19 protein-coding genes and 1 pseudogene are annotated in these 19,677 nt (G+C 72.0%); 13 read left to right on the forward strand and 7 right to left on the reverse strand.

The genetic code is table 11. From position 1 onward, the window contains the following. Positions 1 to 205: 205 nt before the first annotated feature. The 4 genes from JJ683_RS08190 to JJ683_RS08205 all read left to right on the forward strand — a co-directional run bounded on the left by JJ683_RS08190 (position 206) and on the right by JJ683_RS08205 (position 4,745). On the forward strand, positions 206 to 1,366 hold the full coding sequence (locus JJ683_RS08190) for an acyl-CoA dehydrogenase (protein WP_200172969.1): 1,161 nt from the start codon (positions 206 to 208) through the stop codon (positions 1,364 to 1,366). A 49-nt stretch (positions 1,367 to 1,415) separates the two neighbouring features. Then, positions 1,416 to 2,264, forward strand: a complete 849-nt coding sequence (locus JJ683_RS08195) for a 3-hydroxybutyryl-CoA dehydrogenase (protein WP_200172971.1) — start codon at positions 1,416 to 1,418, stop codon at positions 2,262 to 2,264. A 168-nt stretch (positions 2,265 to 2,432) separates the two neighbouring features. Then, complete coding sequence (locus JJ683_RS08200) at positions 2,433 to 4,106, forward strand: FAD-binding oxidoreductase (protein WP_200172973.1); 1,674 nt, start codon at positions 2,433 to 2,435, stop codon at positions 4,104 to 4,106. Positions 4,107 to 4,118: 12 nt separating this feature from the next. Then, positions 4,119 to 4,745, forward strand: a complete 627-nt coding sequence (locus tag JJ683_RS08205) for a TIGR03085 family metal-binding protein (RefSeq protein ID WP_200172975.1) — start codon at positions 4,119 to 4,121, stop codon at positions 4,743 to 4,745. A gap of 102 nt (positions 4,746 to 4,847) precedes the next feature. Here the strand turns inward: JJ683_RS08205 and JJ683_RS08210 are convergent, their stop codons facing one another. The 3 genes from JJ683_RS08210 to JJ683_RS08220 form a co-directional block, all read right to left on the reverse strand. Then, positions 4,848 to 5,507, reverse strand: a complete 660-nt coding sequence (locus tag JJ683_RS08210) for a TetR/AcrR family transcriptional regulator (protein ID WP_200172977.1) — start codon at positions 5,505 to 5,507, stop codon at positions 4,848 to 4,850. A gap of 70 nt (positions 5,508 to 5,577) precedes the next feature. Then, a complete protein-coding gene (locus JJ683_RS08215) occupies positions 5,578 to 6,321 on the reverse strand; it encodes a TIGR03089 family protein (protein WP_200172979.1) in 744 nt (247 codons plus the stop codon). A 71-nt stretch (positions 6,322 to 6,392) separates the two neighbouring features. Continuing rightward, complete coding sequence (locus tag JJ683_RS08220) at positions 6,393 to 7,988, reverse strand: LCP family protein (protein ID WP_372435270.1); 1,596 nt, start codon at positions 7,986 to 7,988, stop codon at positions 6,393 to 6,395. A 475-nt stretch (positions 7,989 to 8,463) separates the two neighbouring features. Here JJ683_RS08220 and rfbD point away from each other — a divergent pair, with 475 nt between their 5' ends. The 4 genes from rfbD (at position 8,464) to JJ683_RS08240 (ending at position 12,444) form a co-directional block, all read left to right on the forward strand. Next, positions 8,464 to 9,390 (forward strand): dTDP-4-dehydrorhamnose reductase, encoded by a 927-nt coding sequence (rfbD, locus tag JJ683_RS08225; protein ID WP_200172982.1) that lies wholly within the window; start codon positions 8,464 to 8,466, stop codon positions 9,388 to 9,390. Positions 9,391 to 9,547: 157 nt separating this feature from the next. Beyond that, complete coding sequence (locus JJ683_RS08230; protein WP_200173014.1) at positions 9,548 to 10,426, forward strand: glycosyltransferase family 2 protein; 879 nt, start codon at positions 9,548 to 9,550, stop codon at positions 10,424 to 10,426. A gap of 16 nt (positions 10,427 to 10,442) precedes the next feature. Beyond that, a complete protein-coding gene (gene manB / locus JJ683_RS08235; RefSeq protein ID WP_200172984.1) occupies positions 10,443 to 11,597 on the forward strand; it encodes a mannose-1-phosphate guanylyltransferase in 1,155 nt (384 codons plus the stop codon). Continuing rightward, entirely contained in the window at positions 11,590 to 12,444 is an 855-nt protein-coding gene (locus JJ683_RS08240; RefSeq protein WP_200172986.1) for an SGNH/GDSL hydrolase family protein, read from the forward strand. Before manB ends, JJ683_RS08240 begins: the two co-directional genes overlap by 8 nt. 29 nt (positions 12,445 to 12,473) lie before the next feature. Here the strand turns inward: JJ683_RS08240 and JJ683_RS08245 are convergent, their stop codons facing one another. The 3 genes from JJ683_RS08245 to cofD are packed head-to-tail and all read right to left on the reverse strand — an operon-like array spanning position 12,474 to position 15,480. Continuing rightward, entirely contained in the window at positions 12,474 to 13,070 is a 597-nt protein-coding gene (locus tag JJ683_RS08245) for an NUDIX hydrolase (protein ID WP_200173016.1), read from the reverse strand. 5 nt (positions 13,071 to 13,075) lie between these two features. Next, the gene (locus JJ683_RS08250; protein ID WP_200172988.1) at positions 13,076 to 14,434 is read right to left on the reverse strand and encodes a coenzyme F420-0:L-glutamate ligase; all 1,359 of its coding nucleotides are present in this window, start codon (positions 14,432 to 14,434) and stop codon (positions 13,076 to 13,078) included. Further along, the gene (cofD, locus tag JJ683_RS08255) at positions 14,431 to 15,480 is read right to left on the reverse strand and encodes a 2-phospho-L-lactate transferase (protein ID WP_200172990.1); all 1,050 of its coding nucleotides are present in this window, start codon (positions 15,478 to 15,480) and stop codon (positions 14,431 to 14,433) included. The genes JJ683_RS08250 and cofD overlap by 4 nt, the downstream gene beginning before the upstream one ends. 699 nt (positions 15,481 to 16,179) lie before the next feature. Here cofD and JJ683_RS08260 point away from each other — a divergent pair. Continuing rightward, a complete protein-coding gene (locus JJ683_RS08260) occupies positions 16,180 to 16,437 on the forward strand; it encodes a WhiB family transcriptional regulator (protein ID WP_200173018.1) in 258 nt (85 codons plus the stop codon). An 82-nt stretch (positions 16,438 to 16,519) separates the two neighbouring features. On the opposite strand, the gene JJ683_RS08265 is transcribed toward JJ683_RS08260, so the two are convergent. Continuing rightward, positions 16,520 to 17,023, reverse strand: coding sequence for a metallopeptidase family protein (locus JJ683_RS08265; RefSeq protein WP_242474527.1), 504 nt, complete (start codon positions 17,021 to 17,023; stop codon positions 16,520 to 16,522). 199 nt (positions 17,024 to 17,222) lie between these two features. Here JJ683_RS08265 and JJ683_RS08270 point away from each other — a divergent pair, with 199 nt between their 5' ends. From JJ683_RS08270 to JJ683_RS08285, 4 genes and pseudogenes are all read left to right on the forward strand, one after another. Beyond that, positions 17,223 to 17,621, forward strand: a complete 399-nt coding sequence (locus JJ683_RS08270; protein ID WP_200172992.1) for a DUF3499 domain-containing protein — start codon at positions 17,223 to 17,225, stop codon at positions 17,619 to 17,621. 134 nt (positions 17,622 to 17,755) lie between these two features. Continuing rightward, complete coding sequence (locus JJ683_RS08275) at positions 17,756 to 19,132, forward strand: phosphomannomutase/phosphoglucomutase (RefSeq protein WP_200172994.1); 1,377 nt, start codon at positions 17,756 to 17,758, stop codon at positions 19,130 to 19,132. A 114-nt stretch (positions 19,133 to 19,246) separates the two neighbouring features. Continuing rightward, complete coding sequence (locus JJ683_RS08280) at positions 19,247 to 19,483, forward strand: Trm112 family protein (protein ID WP_207280063.1); 237 nt, start codon at positions 19,247 to 19,249, stop codon at positions 19,481 to 19,483. After that, a pseudogene (locus JJ683_RS08285) lies at positions 19,480 to 19,677 on the forward strand (tobH protein); the annotation flags it as partial. The gene JJ683_RS08280 and the pseudogene JJ683_RS08285, both read left to right, overlap by 4 nt.

A 19,677-nucleotide genomic window follows, 5' to 3' on the forward strand; every position in this document is an offset into this window, starting at 1 on the left:
GCTGAGTGTCAGAGGCTGAGTGTCAGAGGCTGAGTGTCAGAGGCTGAGTGTCAGAGGCTGAGTGTCAGAGGCTGAGTGTCAGAGGCTGAGTGTCAGAGGCTGAGTGTCAGAGGCTGAGTGTCAGAGGCTGAGCGTCAGAAGGTGTGCGCGAGTCATGCCGGGCGGACGTCGCCGCTGCCCACGGGACCTACGAGGAGGACCACCGATGGCCGGAAACCCGGATTTCGACCTGTTCAAGCTGGGCGATGAGCACGAGGAGCTGCGCGCGGCGATCCGCTCGCTGTCCGAGAAGGAGATCGCCCCGCACGCCAAAGCCGTGGACGAGGAGTCCCGCTTTCCGCAGGAGGCGCTCGACGCCCTCACCGCGTCCGGCTTCAACGCCGTGCACGTACCGGAGGAGTACGGCGGCCAGGGCGCCGACTCGGTGGCCACCTGCATCGTCATCGAGGAGGTGGCGCGGGTGTGCGGCTCGTCGTCGCTGATCCCCGCGGTGAACAAGCTGGGCACGATGGGGCTCATCCTCAACGGCTCCGACGAGCTCAAAAAGCAGGTCCTGCCGCAGCTGGCCTTGGGCGAGGCGATGGCCTCCTACGCGCTGTCCGAGCGCGAGGCGGGCTCGGACGCCGCTTCGATGCGCACCCGCGCCAAGGCGGACGGCGACGAGTGGGTCCTCAACGGATCGAAGTGCTGGATCACCAACGGCGGCAAGTCCGCCTGGTACACCGTCATGGCGGTGACCGAGCCGGACAAGCGTGCCAACGGCATCTCCGCGTTCATGGTGCACAAGGACGACCCGGGCTTCTCCGTCACCGGCTACGAGCACAAGCTGGGCATCAAGGGCAGTCCCACCGCCGAGCTGGCCTTCGAGGACTGCCGCATCCCCGGCGACCGGGTCATCGGCGATCCCGGCAGCGGCTTCAAGACGGCGCTGGAGACGCTGGACCACACGCGGCCGACCATCGGTGCGCAGGCTGTGGGCCTGGCCCAGGGCGCGTTGGACGCCGCCATCGACTACACCAAGGACCGTAAGCAGTTCGGCAAGTCGATCAGCGAGTTCCAGGGTGTGCAGTTCATGCTGGCGGACATGGCCATGAAGCTCGAGGCCGCCCGGCTGATGGTCTACACCTCGGCAGCGCGGGCCGAGCGTGGCGAGAAGAACCTGGGCTTCATCTCGTCCGCCGCCAAGTGCTTCGCCTCCGATGTGGCCATGGAGGTGACCACGGACGCGGTGCAGCTGTTCGGCGGCGCCGGGTACACGACCGACTTCCCGGTGGAGCGTATGATGCGCGACGCGAAGATCACCCAGATCTACGAGGGCACCAACCAGGTCCAGCGCATGGTCATGTCGCGGGCGCTGCTGAAGTGAGCGGGCCGGCGATCGCGCCGGTCACGGAACCCGACACGAAAGCGAGAATATGAAGCAAGTAGGAGTGGTCGGCGGCGGCACCATGGGCGCCGGAATCGCCGAGGTCTGCGCCAAGGCGGGCACCGTGGTGACCGTGCTGGAGACCAAGCAGGAGTTCGCCGACGCGGCCCGCGCCCGCATCGAGAAGTCGATCGCGCGCGGGGTCAAGGCCGGCAAGCTCGAGCAAGCCGACGCCGACGCGGCGCTCGCCCGCGTCACCGTCACGCTCGAGATGGACGATCTTGCCGACGCCGACCTGGTGATCGAGGCGGCGCCGGAGATCGAGTCGCTCAAGGCCGAGATTTTCGGCAGGCTCGACCAGATCGTCAAGCCCGACGCGATCCTCGCCACCAACACCTCGTCGATCCCGGTGATCAAGGTCGCCAACGCCACCACCCGGCCGGACAAGGTCGTCGGAGTGCACTTCTTCAACCCCGTCCCGGTGATGCCGCTGGTGGAGGTCATCTCCACGCTGTCGACCGCTCCGGAGACCGCCTCCGCGGTCACGGAGTTCGCGTCCGGCACACTCGGCAAGACGGCGGTGCAGGCGGGGGACCGCTCGGGATTCATCGTCAACGCGCTGCTCATCCCGTACCTGCTCTCGGCGGTGCGGATGTACGAGTCCGGCTACGCCACCAAGGAGGACATCGACGCGGGCATGAAGGGCGGTTGCGGCCACCCGATGGGCCCGCTGACGCTGTGCGACACGGTGGGTCTCGACGTGGCGCTGGCCGCCGCCGAGTCGATGTACGCGGAGTTCGGCGAGCCGCACATGTGCCCGCCGCCGCTGCTGCGCCGCATGGTGGATGCGGGACACCTGGGCCGAAAGACGGGCAAGGGGTTCTACGACTACAACTGAGTTTCCGGGCAGTGCGGGCCCGTGTCGCGGACATGAGTGACAGTGGGCGGACGCCCCGGCGAGGATGGATCCTCTGCCGGGGCGTCCGTGCGTTTCCAGGCCTCGGCGGGGGCTGCGGACTAGGGTGCGGTGGCACGTGCACGACGCGACCGGGACGGAGGGCAGCGCGTGGGGCGTTCGTGGTGGGGCTGGGGCGACGAGGACGCTGCGGTGACGGGGGCGGAGGCCGCCGCGCTCGAGCAGCGGGTGGCCGCCCTGCTTCCGGGCGCCGACCTCACCGCGCATCGGCCGCCGAACGTCCGTGACGTGCCGCTGCCCGAGCCGCGGGTGTCCACGCCCGGGTCGTTGCGCGCACTCGTATCCGGCGGCCACGCCGACCGTGCGGCGCACGCCCGGGGCAAGGCGTTCCGCGACGTCGTGCGCAACCTGCACGGCAGGGTCGACCACGCGCCGGACCTGGTGGCGCGGCCGCGCACCGAGCAGGACGTCACCGATGTGCTCGACTGGTGCACCGGCGCAGGCATCGCCGTCATCCCCTACGGCGGCGGCTCGTCCGTGGTCGGTGGGGTGGAGCCGCGCTTCGACGGCCCGGCGGTGAGCCTCGATACGACGGCGATGTGCCGGGTGCTGGAGGTGGACGCCACCAGCAGGGCCGCGCGCGTCCAGGCGGGGATCCACGGCCCGGCGCTCGAGAACGCCCTGCGCCCCGCGGGCCTGACCCTGCGCCACTACCCCCAGTCTTTCGAGTTCTCCACGCTCGGGGGCTGGCTGGCCACCCGTGCGGGCGGCCACTATGCGACCGTGCTCACCCGCATCGACGACCTCGTGGAATCGCTGCGGGTGGTGACTCCTGTGGGAACTTCCGCATCGCTGCGCGTGTCGGCGTCCGGCGCCGGTCCGTCGCCGGACGCTCTGTTCCTCGGCTCCGAGGGGACGCTCGGCGTCATCACCGAGGCGTGGATGCGCCTGCAGGACCGTCCCCGGTTCACCGCCTCGGCCGCGGTGCACTTCGGTGACTACGGCAGCGGGGTCGCGGCGACCCGGGCGTTGGCGCAGTCCGGGCTGGCCCCGTCGAACTGCCGGCTGCTCGACCCGGTGGAGGCGATGCTCAACGCCGGGACGGTGTCGCAGGGCGGTGTGCTGGTGCTCGGCTTCGAGTCCGCCGATCACCCGGTGGACGCCGCCATGGACCGTGCGGCCGAACTGTGCGCAGACCACGGCGGGGAGGTCCGCGACCGGCGCAGCGACGACCGCGCCGAGCTGCGCGGCAGTCCACGGTCCGCGGGTTCCAGCGGCCCCGCGCGGCGATGGCGCTCGTCGTTCCTGCGCATGCCGTACCAGCGTGACGCACTCGCCGCACGGTCGATGATCGTCGAGACCTTCGAGACGGCGTGCACATGGGACCGCTTCGACGCGCTGCGCAATGCGGTCACCGCGGCGGCGCAGGACGCGATGGCGCAGGCGGGCGTACCGGGTGTGGTCTCGTGCAGGTTCACCCATGTGTATCCGGACGGACCGGCGCCGTACTTCGGCGTGTACGCGGCCGGGCGGTGGGGTGCGACCGTGGCGCAGTGGGACGGGATCAAGTCTGCGGTGAGCGGGGCCATCGCCGGCGAAGGCGGTACCGTCACCCACCACCACGCGGTGGGCAGGGACCACCGCCCCTGGTATGACGGGCAACGCCCGGACGTGTTCGCGGTTGCGTTCCACGCGGCGAAGTCGGCGTTGGACCCGGGCGGCGTGCTCAACCCGGGCGTGCTCGTGGACGCGCAACCGCGGCCGGTGCCCGCGGACGGACGGGCGGCGGCACGGCGGAACCTGGGACCCGGGTTGCCGCGGTAGTAGCCTCAACACATGGGATTCGTGCAGGAAGAACGACGGTCCATAGTCGAAACGATGCAGCAGGCAGGGCCGGACGCGCCCACGCTGTGCGAGGGGTGGACGGTGCGCGACCTGCTCGCGCACCTGGTGCTGCGGGAGAGCCGGCCCGACGCCGCGCCAGGCATCCTCATCCCGCCGCTCGCCGGATACACCGCGCGGGTACAAGAGTCGGTGGCGCGCAGGAACTTCGGCGAGTTGCTGGACGCGGTGCTCAGCGGCCCTCCGTGGTACTCGCCGATGCGCTACGTGGACGAGAAGGCGAACCTTGTCGAGTACATAGTGCACCACGAGGACGTGCGGCGCGCGCAAGAGGAGTGGGAGCCGCGCGAGCTGCCGGCCGCGGTCCGCGGCGCGCTGTGGAAGGCGGCGACGATGCTGGGACGGCGCGCGTACTCGTCGGCCCCGGCACCCGTCACGCTGGAGGCGCCGGGCCGGCCTCGTGTCCGCGTGCACGCAGGCAGAGGCGAGGGGGTCACATTGCGCGGGGAGCCGGAGGAAGTCCTGCTGCACGCCTTCGGTCGCGACGCCGTCCGCATCGACGTCGATGGCCCGGCTGAATCGGCGCGCGCGGTGCGGGAGATGAAGCGGACGATCCCCTGAGCGGCCGGACCCCCGACCTCCCTGTCGGCGGTGATGCAAAGACCCCGGCCGCGCTGGGCGCGGCCGGGGCCGGGTCGGATGTTCGGATAGGGAAAGGGCGGGTCAGTCCGCCAGTAGTCCGCGGATGGCCGGCGCATATTGTGCGACGACGTCGTCCAGTGACATCTGCGCCACCACCGGCGACTTCACGATGTAGCGGGCGTAGACCATGCCCATGTTCATCGCGACGATGACCGCGCTGCGCTGGTGCGCGAGGGCGGAGTCCATTCCGGCCTCGGTGAGTTGCTTCTCCACTACTTCGCCGGTGGAATCGCCGACGGCGAGGATCAGCTCGTCGGTCTGGGGATCTTCCCCGGCGGACAGGATCAGCCCGCTGAGCAGACTCTGCGTCTCTGGCCGGTCCCAGGCGCGCAGGACCTCGCGGATGAGCCGTTCGGCGAAGTCCATGCCGCGCATGCCCTGTGCGCTGTCATCGCTGACGTTCTCCGCCACCTCCGCCTGTCGGGCGGCAGGCTCGTGATGGCGATAGAGCACTTCGCGGAACAGCCCCTGCCGGGAGCCGAAGAAGTAGTTGATCATAGCGGGGTCGACGCTTGCGTCGTCCGCTATCGATTTCGCTGTTGCTGCGCGGAAACCTTGGGATGTGAAAGCCTGGTAGGCGGCGTCGAGGATCGTCTCACGGGTGTCCGGTCGCCCGGGCCGACGACCGGGCCGGCCGCCACCGGCTTGCCTCCGTTTCATGGGGGGCTGGTCTGTAGCCATGCCGCCATACTAGTTATCCGTCCCGGCCTTGGCTCCCCGAGATCTGGCCGAGATTGTCGATATCAGTTCGTTACCGCAGGTCCACGGTGATTTTCTCGATTTCAAATCGGCGCGACATCGCCGCGTCGTCGGGGTTGCTCACCTGCACAAGCGAAGCCCCGGCCGCAAACGGGGCGAGCAACCCGGTCAGAATCGACCGGGCGTCGTCCCACCCCGCTGTGGACAACACCCGATCCGCATCCGTGATCCGGCGCTCAGTGGCGGCCGCGCGTGCCTCGTCGGCGATCTCGGAGATGCTGCGCCCGTTGATCGCCGGGGCGGCGGCGTCGATCCGCTGCGGCATGAACCTGTCGCCATGGAGGCGTACGGTCGTGGCGTAGTCCGTGGCGCCGGGCGGCAGCGCGGCGGCCGGCCGGCCGAACGCGTCGAGCGACAGCACCACGAGTTCGTCCGCGTCCAGCGCCGCTGCGGCGGACTCCGCCTGCAACAGCGGTTCGGCGACGAAGGCGATCTCCGCCCGCTCGTCACCGGTGCCTACCAGCACCTCGCAGCCCGCCCACCAGCAGCCCAGCAGCACCGCAGCCGTTTGCCAGTGCGCAGGTAGCACGATGCGCACGCGGGTGCCGGGTTCCGCCGCACACTCGTCGCGCATCATGTTGGCCGTCTTGGCCGCCCAGTTCATCAACGTCACTGTGGACAGTTCCACCCGCTCGCCGGTGGCGTCGTCGTAGTACGTCACGCGCGGGGTGGCCGGGCTCGTCGCCAGGATGGGGTCGATGAGCTTCTCTGTGAGGGTGCGGTGGGTGGGGGTCACGGTTCACCTCGTATGCGGATGTGTGCGGCGGCGCCGCGGCGCGCTGCCGACAGCGGTGTCGCGGCGCGCGCTCAGTTCACGCACCGGACGCCGTCGTCCGCGCTCACGGCGGGACCCACGGGGTGGTCGGCGCCCGGCTGCGTCGTGGCCTGTCCGGGCTGCCCGCCGCCGGTCGCCGGGCCTCCGGATGCGGACGGACCGCCGGACCCGGAGACACCGTCGGTCCCGGACACCAGGGTGCCAGACCAGGACCCTGAGCCGGGGCCGGCGTACTGGTCGGCCAGGACCACGGTGACCGTTCCCGGCATCATCGCGTCGTCGGTCACCACGTCGAGACCGCCCAACGCGCGTGCCACGGCCGTCGCCGCATCGCGACTCGCCGGAGCCGTGCGCACCTGGGAGGCGGCGGGGGGAGTTCCGGTGTAGTTGGCGACCTGGCCGGCGCCGTACCCCACCGAGCCGAGCGCCTCCGACACCGACGACGCGAGCCCGCCGATCGCCGAGCTGTTGAGCACGTCGACGGTCACATTGCCCGGGACGACGTCGAGGGGGCGCTGGTCGTCCGCTTCGCCGCTGCCGCCGCTGTCGCCGCTGTCGCTGCTGTCGTCGCTACCGCCGCCACCGTCGTCGGCGGGCTGTTCCTCGGGCCCGTCGCCGCGGTCCACCAGCCCTTCGAAGAAGGAGTGGACCTGCGACGGGTCGATCTCCACGATCGATTCGCCGTCCGGGGACGTACCCGAGGGGTCCTGCACGGGGATGGTCTGGAACGTCACCGCGCCCGCGGACAGGTCCTGCAGGCGGCGGGCGAATCCGACGATGTCCCAGCCGGAGTCCACGACGACCGACCGCTGGACCGCGGAATTGAGTTGGTTGAGCTTGGCGGGGCTCGCGAGCATGTCCGCGCTCAGCACCTCCTGGGCGAGCGAGGCGAGGTAGGACTGCTGGCGGACGATCCGGTCGAGGTCCCCGCGGGGCAACCCGTGCCGCTGCCGCACGAAGCTCAGCGCGTCGGCCCCGTCGAGCGTCTGCGGGCCGGCCGGGAAGTCGGCGCCCGAGTAAGGGTCGTAGACGGGCGCGTTGAGGCAGACCGGCACCCCGCCGACAGCGTTCGTCAGCAGGACGAATCCGAGCAGCCCCACCTCCGCGTAGTGGTCGACGGTGATGCCCGTGAGATCGGCCACGGCCCGCAGCAGCGCGTGCCGGCCGGCCTTCGTGCTCTCGGCGTCCGCCTTCGCGGGGTCCACGCCTTCCTCGACGAGCCGCTCCTGGGCGAGCGCCTTGGTCTCGCCGTAGGCGGCGTTGATCTTGGACATGCCCAGCCCGGGGACCTGCACGTACGAGTCGCGCGGAATCGACACCGCGGTGGCCGACGAGCCGTCGTTGGGGATGCGGATGAGGATGATGGTATCCGTGTTGGTGGCATCGGCTTCGCCCGCGCGCAGCATGTCCAGCTCGCTCTGCGAGAGCGGATTCCCTTGGGCGTCCGTGCGGGAGTCGATGCCGACCATGAGGATGTCGACGGCGCCGTCCTTGCCGTCACCCAGATCGAGGCCTCCGGCGGTCGCCAGGCTCGAACGCAGCGAGTCGACCTGTTGCCAGGCGAACCCGGTGACGATGAGCACCAGCACCGACACCAGGGTGACGAGGACCTTTCCTGGATGCCGCAGTGCCGTCGCCCATGCGCCCGCAGCGGCGGGGCGGGGCCGGGCGGCGGGGGTAGGACGACGGGAGGCGGCGCGGCCACGGTCGCCGGGGCGGTCGCGCCCGTCCCGGCCGGGCCGGCGACCTCCCCGGGCGGATGATCCCGCGGAACGCCGGGCGCTGTCTCCGCGGCGCCGCGCTCGAGCCGCGTCGCGTTCGCGGCGCCGGTCACGTCCGTCGGGGTCGGACGGCACGGGCAGCCCTCCTGTCGGTCGCCTGCACTGCAATCTCGCCTGGGTACTGTCGCTTTGCGCAACCCGCACGACGGGCTGCGATGCCGGCGCGCCTGCCGCCCCGCGGATTCCTCGCCGTCGGTGTTCCAGAATAGCGGTCCGGCGGGCCGCGGTCCGGGAGGACGGACCGTGATCGTGCCAGACTCGGCCGCAGGCGAACGGTGGCCGCGGTCGGCCCCGAGGCCGACCGAAGACGGAAGGACGGGGCATGGCGACGCGGATACTGATCGCGGGAGCGGCAGGTCAACTGGGGTCCGCGTTGCTGTCCGAATGGCGTGGCCGGACGGGTCCGCACGCGGGTCGGTTCGACGCGGTGGGGGTCGGCTCGTCTGAGATGGACATCACCGACCCGGCGGCGGTACGGGCGGCGGTCATGCGGTTTCGGCCGCGCGTGGTCGTGAACTGCGCCGCCTACACGGCGGTCGACGCGGCGGAGGCCGACGAGCCGGCCGCGCATGCCGTCAACGCCGCGGGGGCGGGGAACCTCGCGCGCGCGTGCGCCGATGCCGGCTGCGGCCTGGTGCACTTGTCCACCGACTACGTGTTCTCGGGCGAGGGCTGCGCGGGCGCGGGCGGTTACGAACCGGACGACCCTGTGGGCCCGCGCACCGCCTACGGGCGGTCGAAGGCCGCGGGGGAGCTGGCGGTCCGATCGGCGCACCCGGCGGCGGTGGTCGTCCGGACCGCCTGGGTGTACACCGGCGCGGCGCGGCAGGGCGGCGGCGATTTCGTCGCGACGATGCGGCGGTTGGAGGCCGAGCGCGAGAGCGTGGACGTCGTCGACGACCAATGCGGGTCGCCGACCTACGCCCGGGACCTGGCCCGCGGGATCGCGGAGCTCGTGGCGGTGCTGGCCGTGAGGCAGACGGCGCCCGACGCGTGGCCGCGGCCGGCGGGGCGCACGCTGCACGCGACGGGCGGCGGGGCCGCCACCTGGTACGAGGTGGCGCGCGCGGTGTTCGAGGAGCTCGGCGCGGACCCGGACCGGGTGCGCGCGTGCAGGACCGAGGACATGCCCCGGCCCGCGCCGCGGCCCCGCTACTCGGTGCTGTCGGGAGGATCCTGGGCGGATGCCGGGCTCACCCCGTTGCGGCATTGGCGGCCGGCCCTGGCTGCGGCGCTGGCGGAACCGTGACCCGCGGCCGGCCGGGTGCACCGCACGGAAGTGACGCGCCGCGCACGCCCGGCACCTCGTTGGCCTGCGGCGTGCGGCGGTGGATACTCTGACCGGCGTGACTCCGACCCCTCCTGACGAATCGGCGACTCCCGCCGGCGTACCGGCATCGGGCCCCATGCCGACGCTCAGCGTGGTCACGGTGACCTATTCTCCCGGCGAGCACCTGGGCGGATTCCTCGAGTCGCTCGCGGCGGCCACCGTGCTGCCCACCGAGGTCATCATGGCGGACAATGGCTCCACGGACGGTGCCCCGGAGGCCGCGGCGGAGCAGTTCCCCCACGCGCGCCTGCTGCGCACCGGCGGCAACATCGGATACGGCGGTGCCATCAACCGCGCGGTCGCGGAAATCGACCCGGCGGCCGAGTTCGTCGTGGTGGCCAACCCGGACGTGCGCTGGGATGGCGGCGCCATCGACGCGCTGATCGCCGCGGCGCGCCGCTGGCCGCGGGCGGGGTCTCTGGGCCCCACGGTGCTCGAGCCGGACGGGTCACGGTACCCGTCCGCGCGGGCCGTGCCGGGCCTGTTGGACGGCGCAGGACACGCGGTGCTGGGCACGCTGTGGCCGTCCAACCGGTGGACGCGCGCCTACTTGCAGGAGTCGCAGGCGGTCGGCGAGCGGCCGGTGGGATGGCTCTCCGGCTCGTGCCTCCTGCTGCGCAGGAAGGCCTTCGACTCGGTCGGCGGGTTCGACTCCCGCTACTTCATGTACATGGAGGACGTCGACCTGGGCGACAGGCTCGGCCGGGCCGGCTGGCAGAACCTGTACGTTCCGGACGCCACCGTGGTGCACGCCAAGGGGCATGCGGCGGGCAAGGCCCCGGAGCTGATGCTGCCCGCGCACCATCGCAGCGCCTACCGGTTTCAGGCGGACCGCCACCCGCATTGGTGGCAGGCGCCGCTGCGCGGGGCGCTGTGGGCGGGGCTGCGGGTCCGGTCGCAGGTGGCGGTGGCGGCCGCCGTCCGCGAGCGGCGCCAGGCGGGGAGGAACGCGTGAGAGCGGAGACGAAGCGATGACCGTACAGTCCGGACAGTGGGGAACCGGCCAGACCCGGCAATCCGCGGCAGGTGAGGCGACGCCGCTGGGGCAGCATCGCGCGGAGGAGACCGACGCGGTGATCCTGGTGGGCGGCAAGGGCACCCGGCTGCGGCCGTTGACCCTCTCGGCGCCGAAGCCGATGCTGCCGACGGCGGGCGTGCCGTTCCTCACGCACCTGCTCACGCGCATCCGCCAGGCCGGCACCCGGCGGGTGATCCTCAGCACGTCATTCAAGGCGGAGGTTTTCGAGGAGCACTTCGGCACCGGGGCCGACCTCGGCCTGTCCATCGAGTACCTCACCGAGACCGACCCGCTCGGCACCGGAGGCGGCATCCGCAACGTGCTGCCCAGGATCGCCTCCGAGAACGTCCTCGTGTTCAACGGCGACGTGCTCGGCGGCACGGACCTGAACGCGCTGCTCGAGACGCACGCCAGGCAGGAGGCGGACGTCACGATGCACCTGGTGCGCGTGGGGGACCCGCGCTCGTTCGGCTGCGTGCCCACCGACGATGCGGGGCGGGTCACGGCATTCCTGGAGAAGACCGAGGATCCGCCGACGGATCAGATCAATGCCGGCTGCTACGTGTTCCGGCGCAAGGTGATCGAGCGTATCCCCGCGGGGCGCCCGGTATCGGTGGAACGCGAGATCTTCCCGGCGCTGCTCGCCGCGGGGGCGCGTGTGTTCGGGCACGTCGACGCGTCGTACTGGCGCGACATGGGCACGCCTGAGGACTTCGTCCGCGGGTCCGCCGACTTGGTCCGCGGCATCGCGCCGTCGCCCGCGCTCGACGGGACGCGCGGCGAGTCGCTCGTGCACGCGAGCGCGGGCGTGGCGCCGGGCGCGCTGCTCATCGGCGGCACCGTCGTCGGGCGCGGCGTCGAGGTGGGAGCCGGGGCGCGGCTCGACGGAGCGGTGCTCTTCGATGGGGCCAAGGTGGAGGCGGGCGCGGTCGTGGAGCGTTCGATCATCGGTTTCGGCGCCCGCATCGGCCCGCGCGCATTGATCCGCGACGCGGTGATCGGCGACGGCGCCGACGTGGGGGCGCGATGCGAGCTCGTCGGCGGCGCGCGCGTGTGGCCCGGGGTCAACCTGCCCGACGGCGGCGTCCGGTTCTCCACCGATGTCTGACAGCAAGGGGAACGTCGTGGACCGGCACACGCAGGACGCGGCCGCGGGGCCGGTGTACCGGCGCTACGTGGCGCTGGGCGATTCGTTCACCGAGGGCGTCGGCGACGACGACGCCGCGCGTCCCAACGGGCTGCGCGGCTGGGCGGACCGGGTCGCCGAGCAGCTCGCGGCGCACGTGGTCCGCGCGGGCGGCCCGGTGCCCGGCTATGCCAACCTGGCCGTGCGCGGCCGGCTCCTGCCGCAGATCCTCGACGAGCAGATCGAACCGGCCCTCGCCCTGCAGCCGGACCTGGTGACCGTCTACGCCGGGGGCAACGACATGATGCGGCCCTCGCTCGACCTCGACGCCCTTGTGGCGCGCTACGAGGAAGCATTGGGCCGGCTCGCCGGATCGGGCGCGCGGGTGCTGGTGTTCACCGCCTACGACGCGGGCTGGGCGCCGGTGTTCCGGCGGCTGCGCGGCCGCACCGCCATCTACAACGAACTGCTGCGGCCCGCGGCGGCGCGGGCGGGTGCCGACCTGGTGGACTACTGGAACATGCGCAGGTTCGACGACACGCGGATGTGGGGCACCGACCGGCTGCACATGTCGCCGCTGGGCCACACGCTGATGGCCGCCGAGGTGCTCGACGTGCTGGGCGTGCCGCACGCCGTCGAGCGCCCGCAGCTGCCCGCGGCCCCCGCGTTGACGCGCTCCGAGCAGCGCGACGTGGACCGCGAATGGCTGCGCACCTTCCTCGTGCCCTGGGTCGGGCGCAGGCTGCGCGGCGCGTCGTCGGGCGACGGCATCACGCCGAAGTACCCGGTGCTGACGCCGATCGCCGATCCGGTGCAGAACGCCGGCTGAACGACCTGTCGAGGTGTTGTCGTGCCGGTTCAGCGGCGGCGCGCAAGCGCGAGCATCCTGGCGATCGTCTCGTGCTCGGCCGTGTCCGGCAGTGCGTCGGCGGGCCACCAGCGCAGGTCGTCGGACTCCGCGGACCGCACCGGTTGCGCGTCCGCCGGTGCGAGGGCGAGGAAACGCACGTCCAGGTGGCGGGTGGGCACGCCGAGCGAGCAGGTGATCGGGTGCGTGTGCAGCTCCAGGGGCACCGGGTCCAGCGTCAGTCCGGTCATCCCGGACTCCTCGGTGGCCTCGCGCAGTGCGGCGGCCTGGACGCTCGCGTCGCCTGGTTCGCAGTGCCCGCCGAGCTGGATCCACCGCCCCACGCGCGGGTGCAGTGTCAGTAGCACCCTTTCCAGTCCCGCGTCGACCAGCAGCGTCGACGCGGTGAGGTGACCGGGCACGCTGCGGCGAAGGCAGGCGTCGGGCACGGCGTCGAGGAACGCGAGATAGGTGTGCCGCATCGAATCCTGCGCGGAGTCGGGGGCGGGCCACGCGCGCAGGGTCGACGTCGCGGAGGCGTGCAGAGGGGTGGGGTGCGGTCCGGAATGATCCTGACCGCAGGAGTGCGGTCCGGCTGCCGAGTCCATCCCCGTCATCGGGTGACCAGCCGTGTTCCGGTGTCGGCGGGCGGTCGTGGCGCCTGGTCGCCGGCGGGGTGGCCCACCGCGATCGCGCCGAGTGGACGCCACTCCGCGGGCAGCTCCAGCACGCGGCGCACGGTGTCCGGGGCGAAGATCGTCGAACCGATCCAGCAGCTGCCCACGCTGCGGACGGCGAGCGCGACGAGCAATCCCTGCACCGCGGCCCCGACCGCGACCGTGAACATGGTCTCCTCCGCGCGGGTGCGGCGGGGGTCGGGATAGTCGTGCGCGCCGTCCGGCACGCAGAACGGGATGAGCACCTCGGGGGCGTCGTAGAGGATGTCGCCGCGGCGCACCCGCCGCTCGATACGCTCGGCGCTCCAGCCGTCGGCGGCCAGGTCGGCACGCCAGTCGTCGCGCATCGCCTCCAGCAGCGCACGCCGGCGGGCGAGGTCGCGGAGCCAGACGAAGCGGACGGGCGCCGTGTGGTGCGGTGCCGGGGCGGTCAACGCCTCCGCGACGGCCGCCTCGATGAGCTCCGGGTCGACGGGGTCCGGGGTGAACGCGCGCACCGAGCGCCGCAGGAGCAGCGCCTCGCGGCGTCCGCGCTCGATCGACTCGGCCGTGCCCAGCCAGAACAGGTCTTCGGTGCCCTCGCGGACCAGGTCGCGGGCGCGGGACCCGTCGTCGCGCGGGGTCAGCCCGCGCACCACGGCCACCGGCGTCGAGCCCAGCTTGCCCTTGACGAGGTCTCCCGCGGCGGCGATCTCGTCCGCCACCGCGATCTCCGTGACGACCAACTCGTTGCCCTGTCCGTCGACGCTGCCGTCGAAGGGGTGGCTCACCGCCAGGCCCGCGGCGCCGATCGCCGCGTCGGTCTGCCCGATCCGCCAGGCCCGGCCCATCGTGTCGGTCACCACCACCGCGACCGTGGCACCGGTCAGCCGGTGAACGGCGTCGCGTAGGCCCCGTGCGCTCGCGTCCGGGTCCTCCGGCAGCAGCGCCAGCTCGTCGCCGCGCACGTTGGAGCCGTCGATCCCGGAGGCGGCCTGCACGATGCCCAGGCGGTTCTCGGTGATGAGGGTGCGGTTCTTGCGTGCCACCACGCGAACCGACTCCTGGTCGACCAGCCGCCGGCGCGTCGTGTCGCGCTCGTCGGGGTCGCTCGGCGCCGCCACGATGCGGCCTTCGACCTTGGAGACGATCTTGGAGGTGACGACGAGGATGTCGTCGTCCTCGAGCCACGAGGCGCACGCGACGATCGCCGCTGCGAGATCGTCGCCCGGGCGGAACTCGGGAAGCCCCTCGATCGGCAGGACCGTCAGGTGCGGTGCCGCGTGGTCGCCGCGAACCGGCCCGCCGGCGGTCACCGTGCGGACTCTTCCGCCGGCCCGGCGGCGGCGAGATCCAGCGCCTGACGCGCCATCTCCGCGGTGGCGTCGTCGTCGGTCATGAGCAGCGGCACCGCCCGCACGTCCACGCCGGGCACGTCGGCATGGTCGCCGGTGTGCACCAGCCAGCCGTCCAGCAGCCCGGACTCCGCGCGTGCACCGTACATGCGGCCGACGGCCTGCGCCGACGTCTCGACGTCGATGACGGACAGGCAGGTGTCCGCCATGCCGCGCACCGGGGCCCCGGCGATGATGGGGGAGACGCCGACGATCTTCGCGTCGGTGGTCCGCAGCGCGCCGCGGATTCCGGGAACCGAAAGCACCGGGCCGATGCTCACCACCGGGTTGGACGGTGCGATGAGGACGACGTCGGCCTCCTCGATGGCCTCGACGACGCCGGGCGCGGGTACAGCCTGTTCTGCGCCCACTTGGACGAAGCTGTGCGTCGGAACCTGCGCGCGGTGCCGTACCCACCATTCCTGGAAATGGATCGCGCGCTGCTCGCCGGAGCCCTCGTCGGTGACGACGACGTGCGTCTCGCAGCGGTCGTCGGTCACCGGCAGCAGCCGGACTCCGGGCCGCCATCGGTTGCACAGCGCCGCCACCACGTCGGAGAGCGGGTATCCGGCCCGCAGCATCCGGGACCGGATCAGGTGGGTGGCCGTGTCCCGATCGCCCAGGCCGAACCAGGTGGGGTCGGCGCCGTATGCCGCGAGCTCCTCCTTGACACGCCAGCCCTCGTCGGCACGGCCCCACCCGCGCTCGCGGTCGATGCCGTCGCCGAGCGTGTACATGCAGCTGTCGAGGTCCGGTGTGATGCGCAGGCCGTGCAGCCACACGTCGTCGCCGACGTTGACCACTGCGGTGATCGAGTGGCCGCCGGCGCCCGGGTCGTCCGTCCCGTCACCGGCGGCGGACGCACCCGCGCCGTCGGCGCTCTCGCCGCCGGTGATGCCCAGATGAGCCCGCAGCCCCCGGAGGAACTTCGCGCCGCCTACTCCGCCAGCCAAGACCGTCACCTTCACAGGCAGGAGCCTAATGCGTACGGCTGCGCGCACCCCGTCGAGGTCGGTGGGGGGCAGGGGCCGTCGTCTTCTCCTGTGACCACGTGAAGAGCTACGCTGTGAGGGAAAACACACGGCATAAGGGGAGGTCGCCGTGTAATGACTGTGTGAGTCCTCCGTGTCGCCCTTCAAAAATGACGGATGCGGATGATATAGCGATTTCGCCGTTCGGGTTGAAGGGTGCGTCCGGGGGGTGTTTAATCACAGGCATGTGATTCGGGTGGATGCGCGGTCTCCGGGCGGTCGGCATCATGGTGGGAGTGCAGGCTCCTGGATGCTCAAGCCGCAAGGCGTGTCGATCGATCGCTATGGTAAACATGGATGTTCACCATTGGATCGTTCGGCGGCGGCGGCCGCAGGCCGGCGGTTCACCCGGCGCGCACGCCGACGGGCGTCGCTTGCGGACGGTGCAGCTGCAGGGGATGCCTGATCGGGCAACCCAACTCAGGAATACGGCACCACGACAGATGAGGACCCTTCACGATGCTGAATGAGCCCGGTGGTCACGAATCTGGCCGCAGACTGTTTCACATGACGGAGCTTCACGCGGCCGATGGCGCCGCGCCCGGGGCCGCACCGGAATCGCAGTCGGGGGAGTGCGAGGAGTTCGGCCACGGCTTCGGCGAGGAGCCGGTCGCCGCCGGCCGCCCGGAACTCGACCTGGTGGGCGGGTTCGAGGGCTCGGACCTCGGCCCGGCCGAAGAGCAGTGGCAGGACCAGGCGCTGTGCGCGCAGACGGACCCGGAGGCCTTCTTCCCGGAGAAGGGCGGCTCCACCCGCGAGGCCAAGCGCATCTGCCAGAGCTGCGAGGTGCGCTCCGAGTGCCTCGAGTACGCGCTGGAGCATGATGAGCGGTTCGGCATCTGGGGCGGCCTCTCGGAGCGTGAGCGCCGTCGCTTGAAGAAGGGCATCGTCTGACGGACGCTCGAGCCCGGCGGTCACCCGAGCGTGACGGGCGGCCCGGGCTCCGGGGCCCTGCCGCTCAGTCCTCCCGGTGCGCTCAGTCCTCCCGGAGCGTCGGGTCGATGACCTCGGGTGTCACGCCCAGGTAGTTCGCGACCTGTTCCACCAGTACGTCGTGGATGAGCAGCATCAACTCCTCGGGTCTACCGGCCCGAAGTTCGAGCGGCCGCCGGAACAGCACCAGTCGCGCCCGCGTGGGGCGCCCGTCGCGGGTCAACCCTGCCGGGATGAGGCGGGCGAGCGGCACGGCCCCGTCGGCGACCACCTCGGGGGGCCAGACCACCGACCGCGGGTTGCGCGCGCTGATCCGCGGAACGTCGTCCACGGCGAGGTCCAGCTTGGTGATCCTGTCGTGCCAATCCGCGTCGATCGCGCTGAAAGCGCTGAGTGCGAGCTGGTCGAAAGCCGCAGAACGGCTCAGCCTGGCAGGGACGCCCGCCGGAAGGATGCTGCCACGGGGTCCACGCCCGCGCCGTTCCACGCTGCGGGAACTGGGTACGCGGCCGCGTCCGCCCCGACCGGGTGCGGACGCGCGGGACAGGCCGGCTGCGCCCGTGCGCCTGTGCCGCCCCAGGCCGCGGCCGGCGGCCGTACGGTCGCCGAAAGGCCCTCTCATCATGTCGACGAGGCTACCCGCGGGGCCCTTCCGGGGTGCACAGGCGCGGGCGGAACGTCCGGGACCGTGCGACATGCGGTGAGTGCGACAGGGCGGCGCCGGGAGTGCGATAGGGTCGACGATTGTGAGGATGCTGCGGAAATGCTGTCGGCCGGGGTGCAACAACCCGGCAGCCGCCACGTTGACGTTCGTGTATTCGGACTCGACGGCAGTGGTGGGGCCGCTGGCGACGAGCGAAGAGCCGCACTCCTGGGACCTGTGCGAGGCGCATGCGGTCCGTATCACCGCGCCGCGTAACTGGGAGCTGGTCCGGCACGAGGGACGGTTCGCGCCCGGCGAGCCGGACGAGGACGACCTGACCGCCCTCGCCGAGGCCGTCCGCGAGGCGGCCAGGGGGGAGCGCAGGCGTTCCGCGGTCGACGGCCCGGCACGCGGGTCGGACGCGTCGCCGTCCGCGCCGTCGCCCGTCACAAGGACGGGGCGCCGGGGGCATCTGCGCGTTCTGCCGGACCCGGAGCCCTGACGGGAGGTCCTGCGGCGCGCCCGGGCCACGGGGACGGCGGCCGTACGGCACGGCCGCGCTGTGGGGCAGGGTCCACAGCGCATTCACAGGTGAGTGCAGCGCTATCAAAGACGAGTTTCGAGAGGCTTGGGTCAGTGGTGCGATCGGCTACGTCAGTGCACGCCGTGATCAAGGCGTACGACGTGCGGGGGCTCGTGGGCGAGCAGCTCGACGAGGACTTCGTCCGCGAGGTCGGCGCCGCGTTCGCGGCGCTGATGCGCGCGGAGGGTGCCGCCGCCGTCGTCATCGGCCACGACATGCGCGAGTCTTCGCCGGCGCTCGCCGCCGCCTTCGGCGAGGGCGTCCGGGCGCAGGGCCTCGACGTCGTCGCGCTGGGACTGACCTCCACCGACGAGCTGTACTACGCGTCCGGCGCGGCGTCGTGTCCGGGTGCCATGTTCACCGCAAGCCACAACCCGGCCCGCTACAACGGGATCAAGATGTGCCGCGCGGGTGCGCGTCCGGTGGGGCAGGACTCGGGATTGACCGAGATCGCCGACGCGGTGATCGCCGGCGTCCCGCCCTGGGACGGACGGCCCGGCGGGTCGTCGCGGCGGGATGTGCTCGGCGACTACGCGGAGTTCCTGCGAGGTCTCGTGGACCTCAGCGCCGTCCGCCCGCTCACCGTTTCGGTGGACGCGGGCAGCGGAATGGGCGGGCACACGGTGCCGGCGGTGCTCGGCGGCGGGGGGCTGCCACTCACGATCGACCCGCTCTACTTCGAGCTCGACGGCGATTTCCCGTATCACGAGGCGAACCCGCTCGACCCGAAGAACATCGTCGACCTGCAGGCGCGTGTCGTCGAAGCGGGGGCGGACGTGGGCCTGGCGTTCGACGGGGACGCGGACCGCTGCTTCGTCGTCGACGAGCTGGGCCGGCCGGTGGCGCCGTCGGCGGTGACCGCCCTGGTGGCCGAACGCGAGCTGGCGAAAGTGCCGGGGGCCACCATCATCCACAACCTCATCACCTCGCGAGCGGTGCCGGAGCTGGTCCGAGAGCTGGGCGGCACCCCGGTGCGCACGCGCGTCGGCCACTCGTTCATCAAATCGACGATGGCCGAGACCGGCGCCGTGTTCGGCGGGGAGCACTCGGCCCACTACTACTTCCGCGACTTCTGGAACGCCGATTCCGGCATGCTCGCCGCGATGCACGTGCTCGCCGCCCTGGGCGAGCAGGATCGCCCGCTCTCGGAGCTGATGGCCTCCTACACCCGGTACGCGGCCTCCGGCGAGATCAACTCGGCGGTCGACGATGCGGCGGGACGCACCGATGCGGCGGTGGCGGCGTTCGCAGACCGGACTGTGTCCGTGGACGACCTGGACGGGGTCACCGTGGACCTGGAGGGCGGCGCGTGGTTCAACCTGCGGGCCTCCAACACCGAGCCGCTGCTGCGGCTCAACGCCGAGGCGGCCACTCAGGACGAGGTGGACGCGCTCGCCGCGGAGGTGCTCGCCGTGGTGCGGGGCGCCTGAGACTGCCGCGCGCGCGGTGGAACGGCAAGACTGACAAGTGTGCGATGGTGGTCGGCCGGGGATGCGTCCGGCGGTCCCCGATGCCCGGAACGGAATGCGGAAGGAACTCTCAAGATGGCGGTGGAGCTCGATCCCGTGCTCGCAGAGGTGCTGGCCTGCCCGGCGCCCGACCACGGAGCGTTGCGCGCGGGGACGCCGCAGGACCCCGACGCGGACGTGCTCACCTGCACCGTGTGCGGCCGGATGTATCCGGTGGTCGACGGCATCCCGGTGATGCTGCTGGACGAGGCCGTGTTCCCGGACGCAGGCGCGGCGGGACGGGCGGCGGAGGACGGAGAACTGCCGACGTGATCGCTCCGGCGTCCGGGATCGACCTTGACGACGCCGAGCAGTTGATCCGCGGCGACCACCGGGGGATCCTGCGGTCGGCGGCGTCCGGGGGCGCGCAGTTCCGTGCGGTCGCGACGGCGGTGGCGGAAGACGTGCTCGCCCCGGTGGCGGGGCTGCGCCCGCGCGCGGTGCTGCTCGTGGCGCGCAGCGGCGGC

The organism is Tomitella cavernea, assembly GCF_016599145.1.
In the GTDB taxonomy this organism is placed as follows: domain Bacteria; phylum Actinomycetota; class Actinomycetes; order Mycobacteriales; family Mycobacteriaceae; genus Tomitella; species Tomitella cavernae.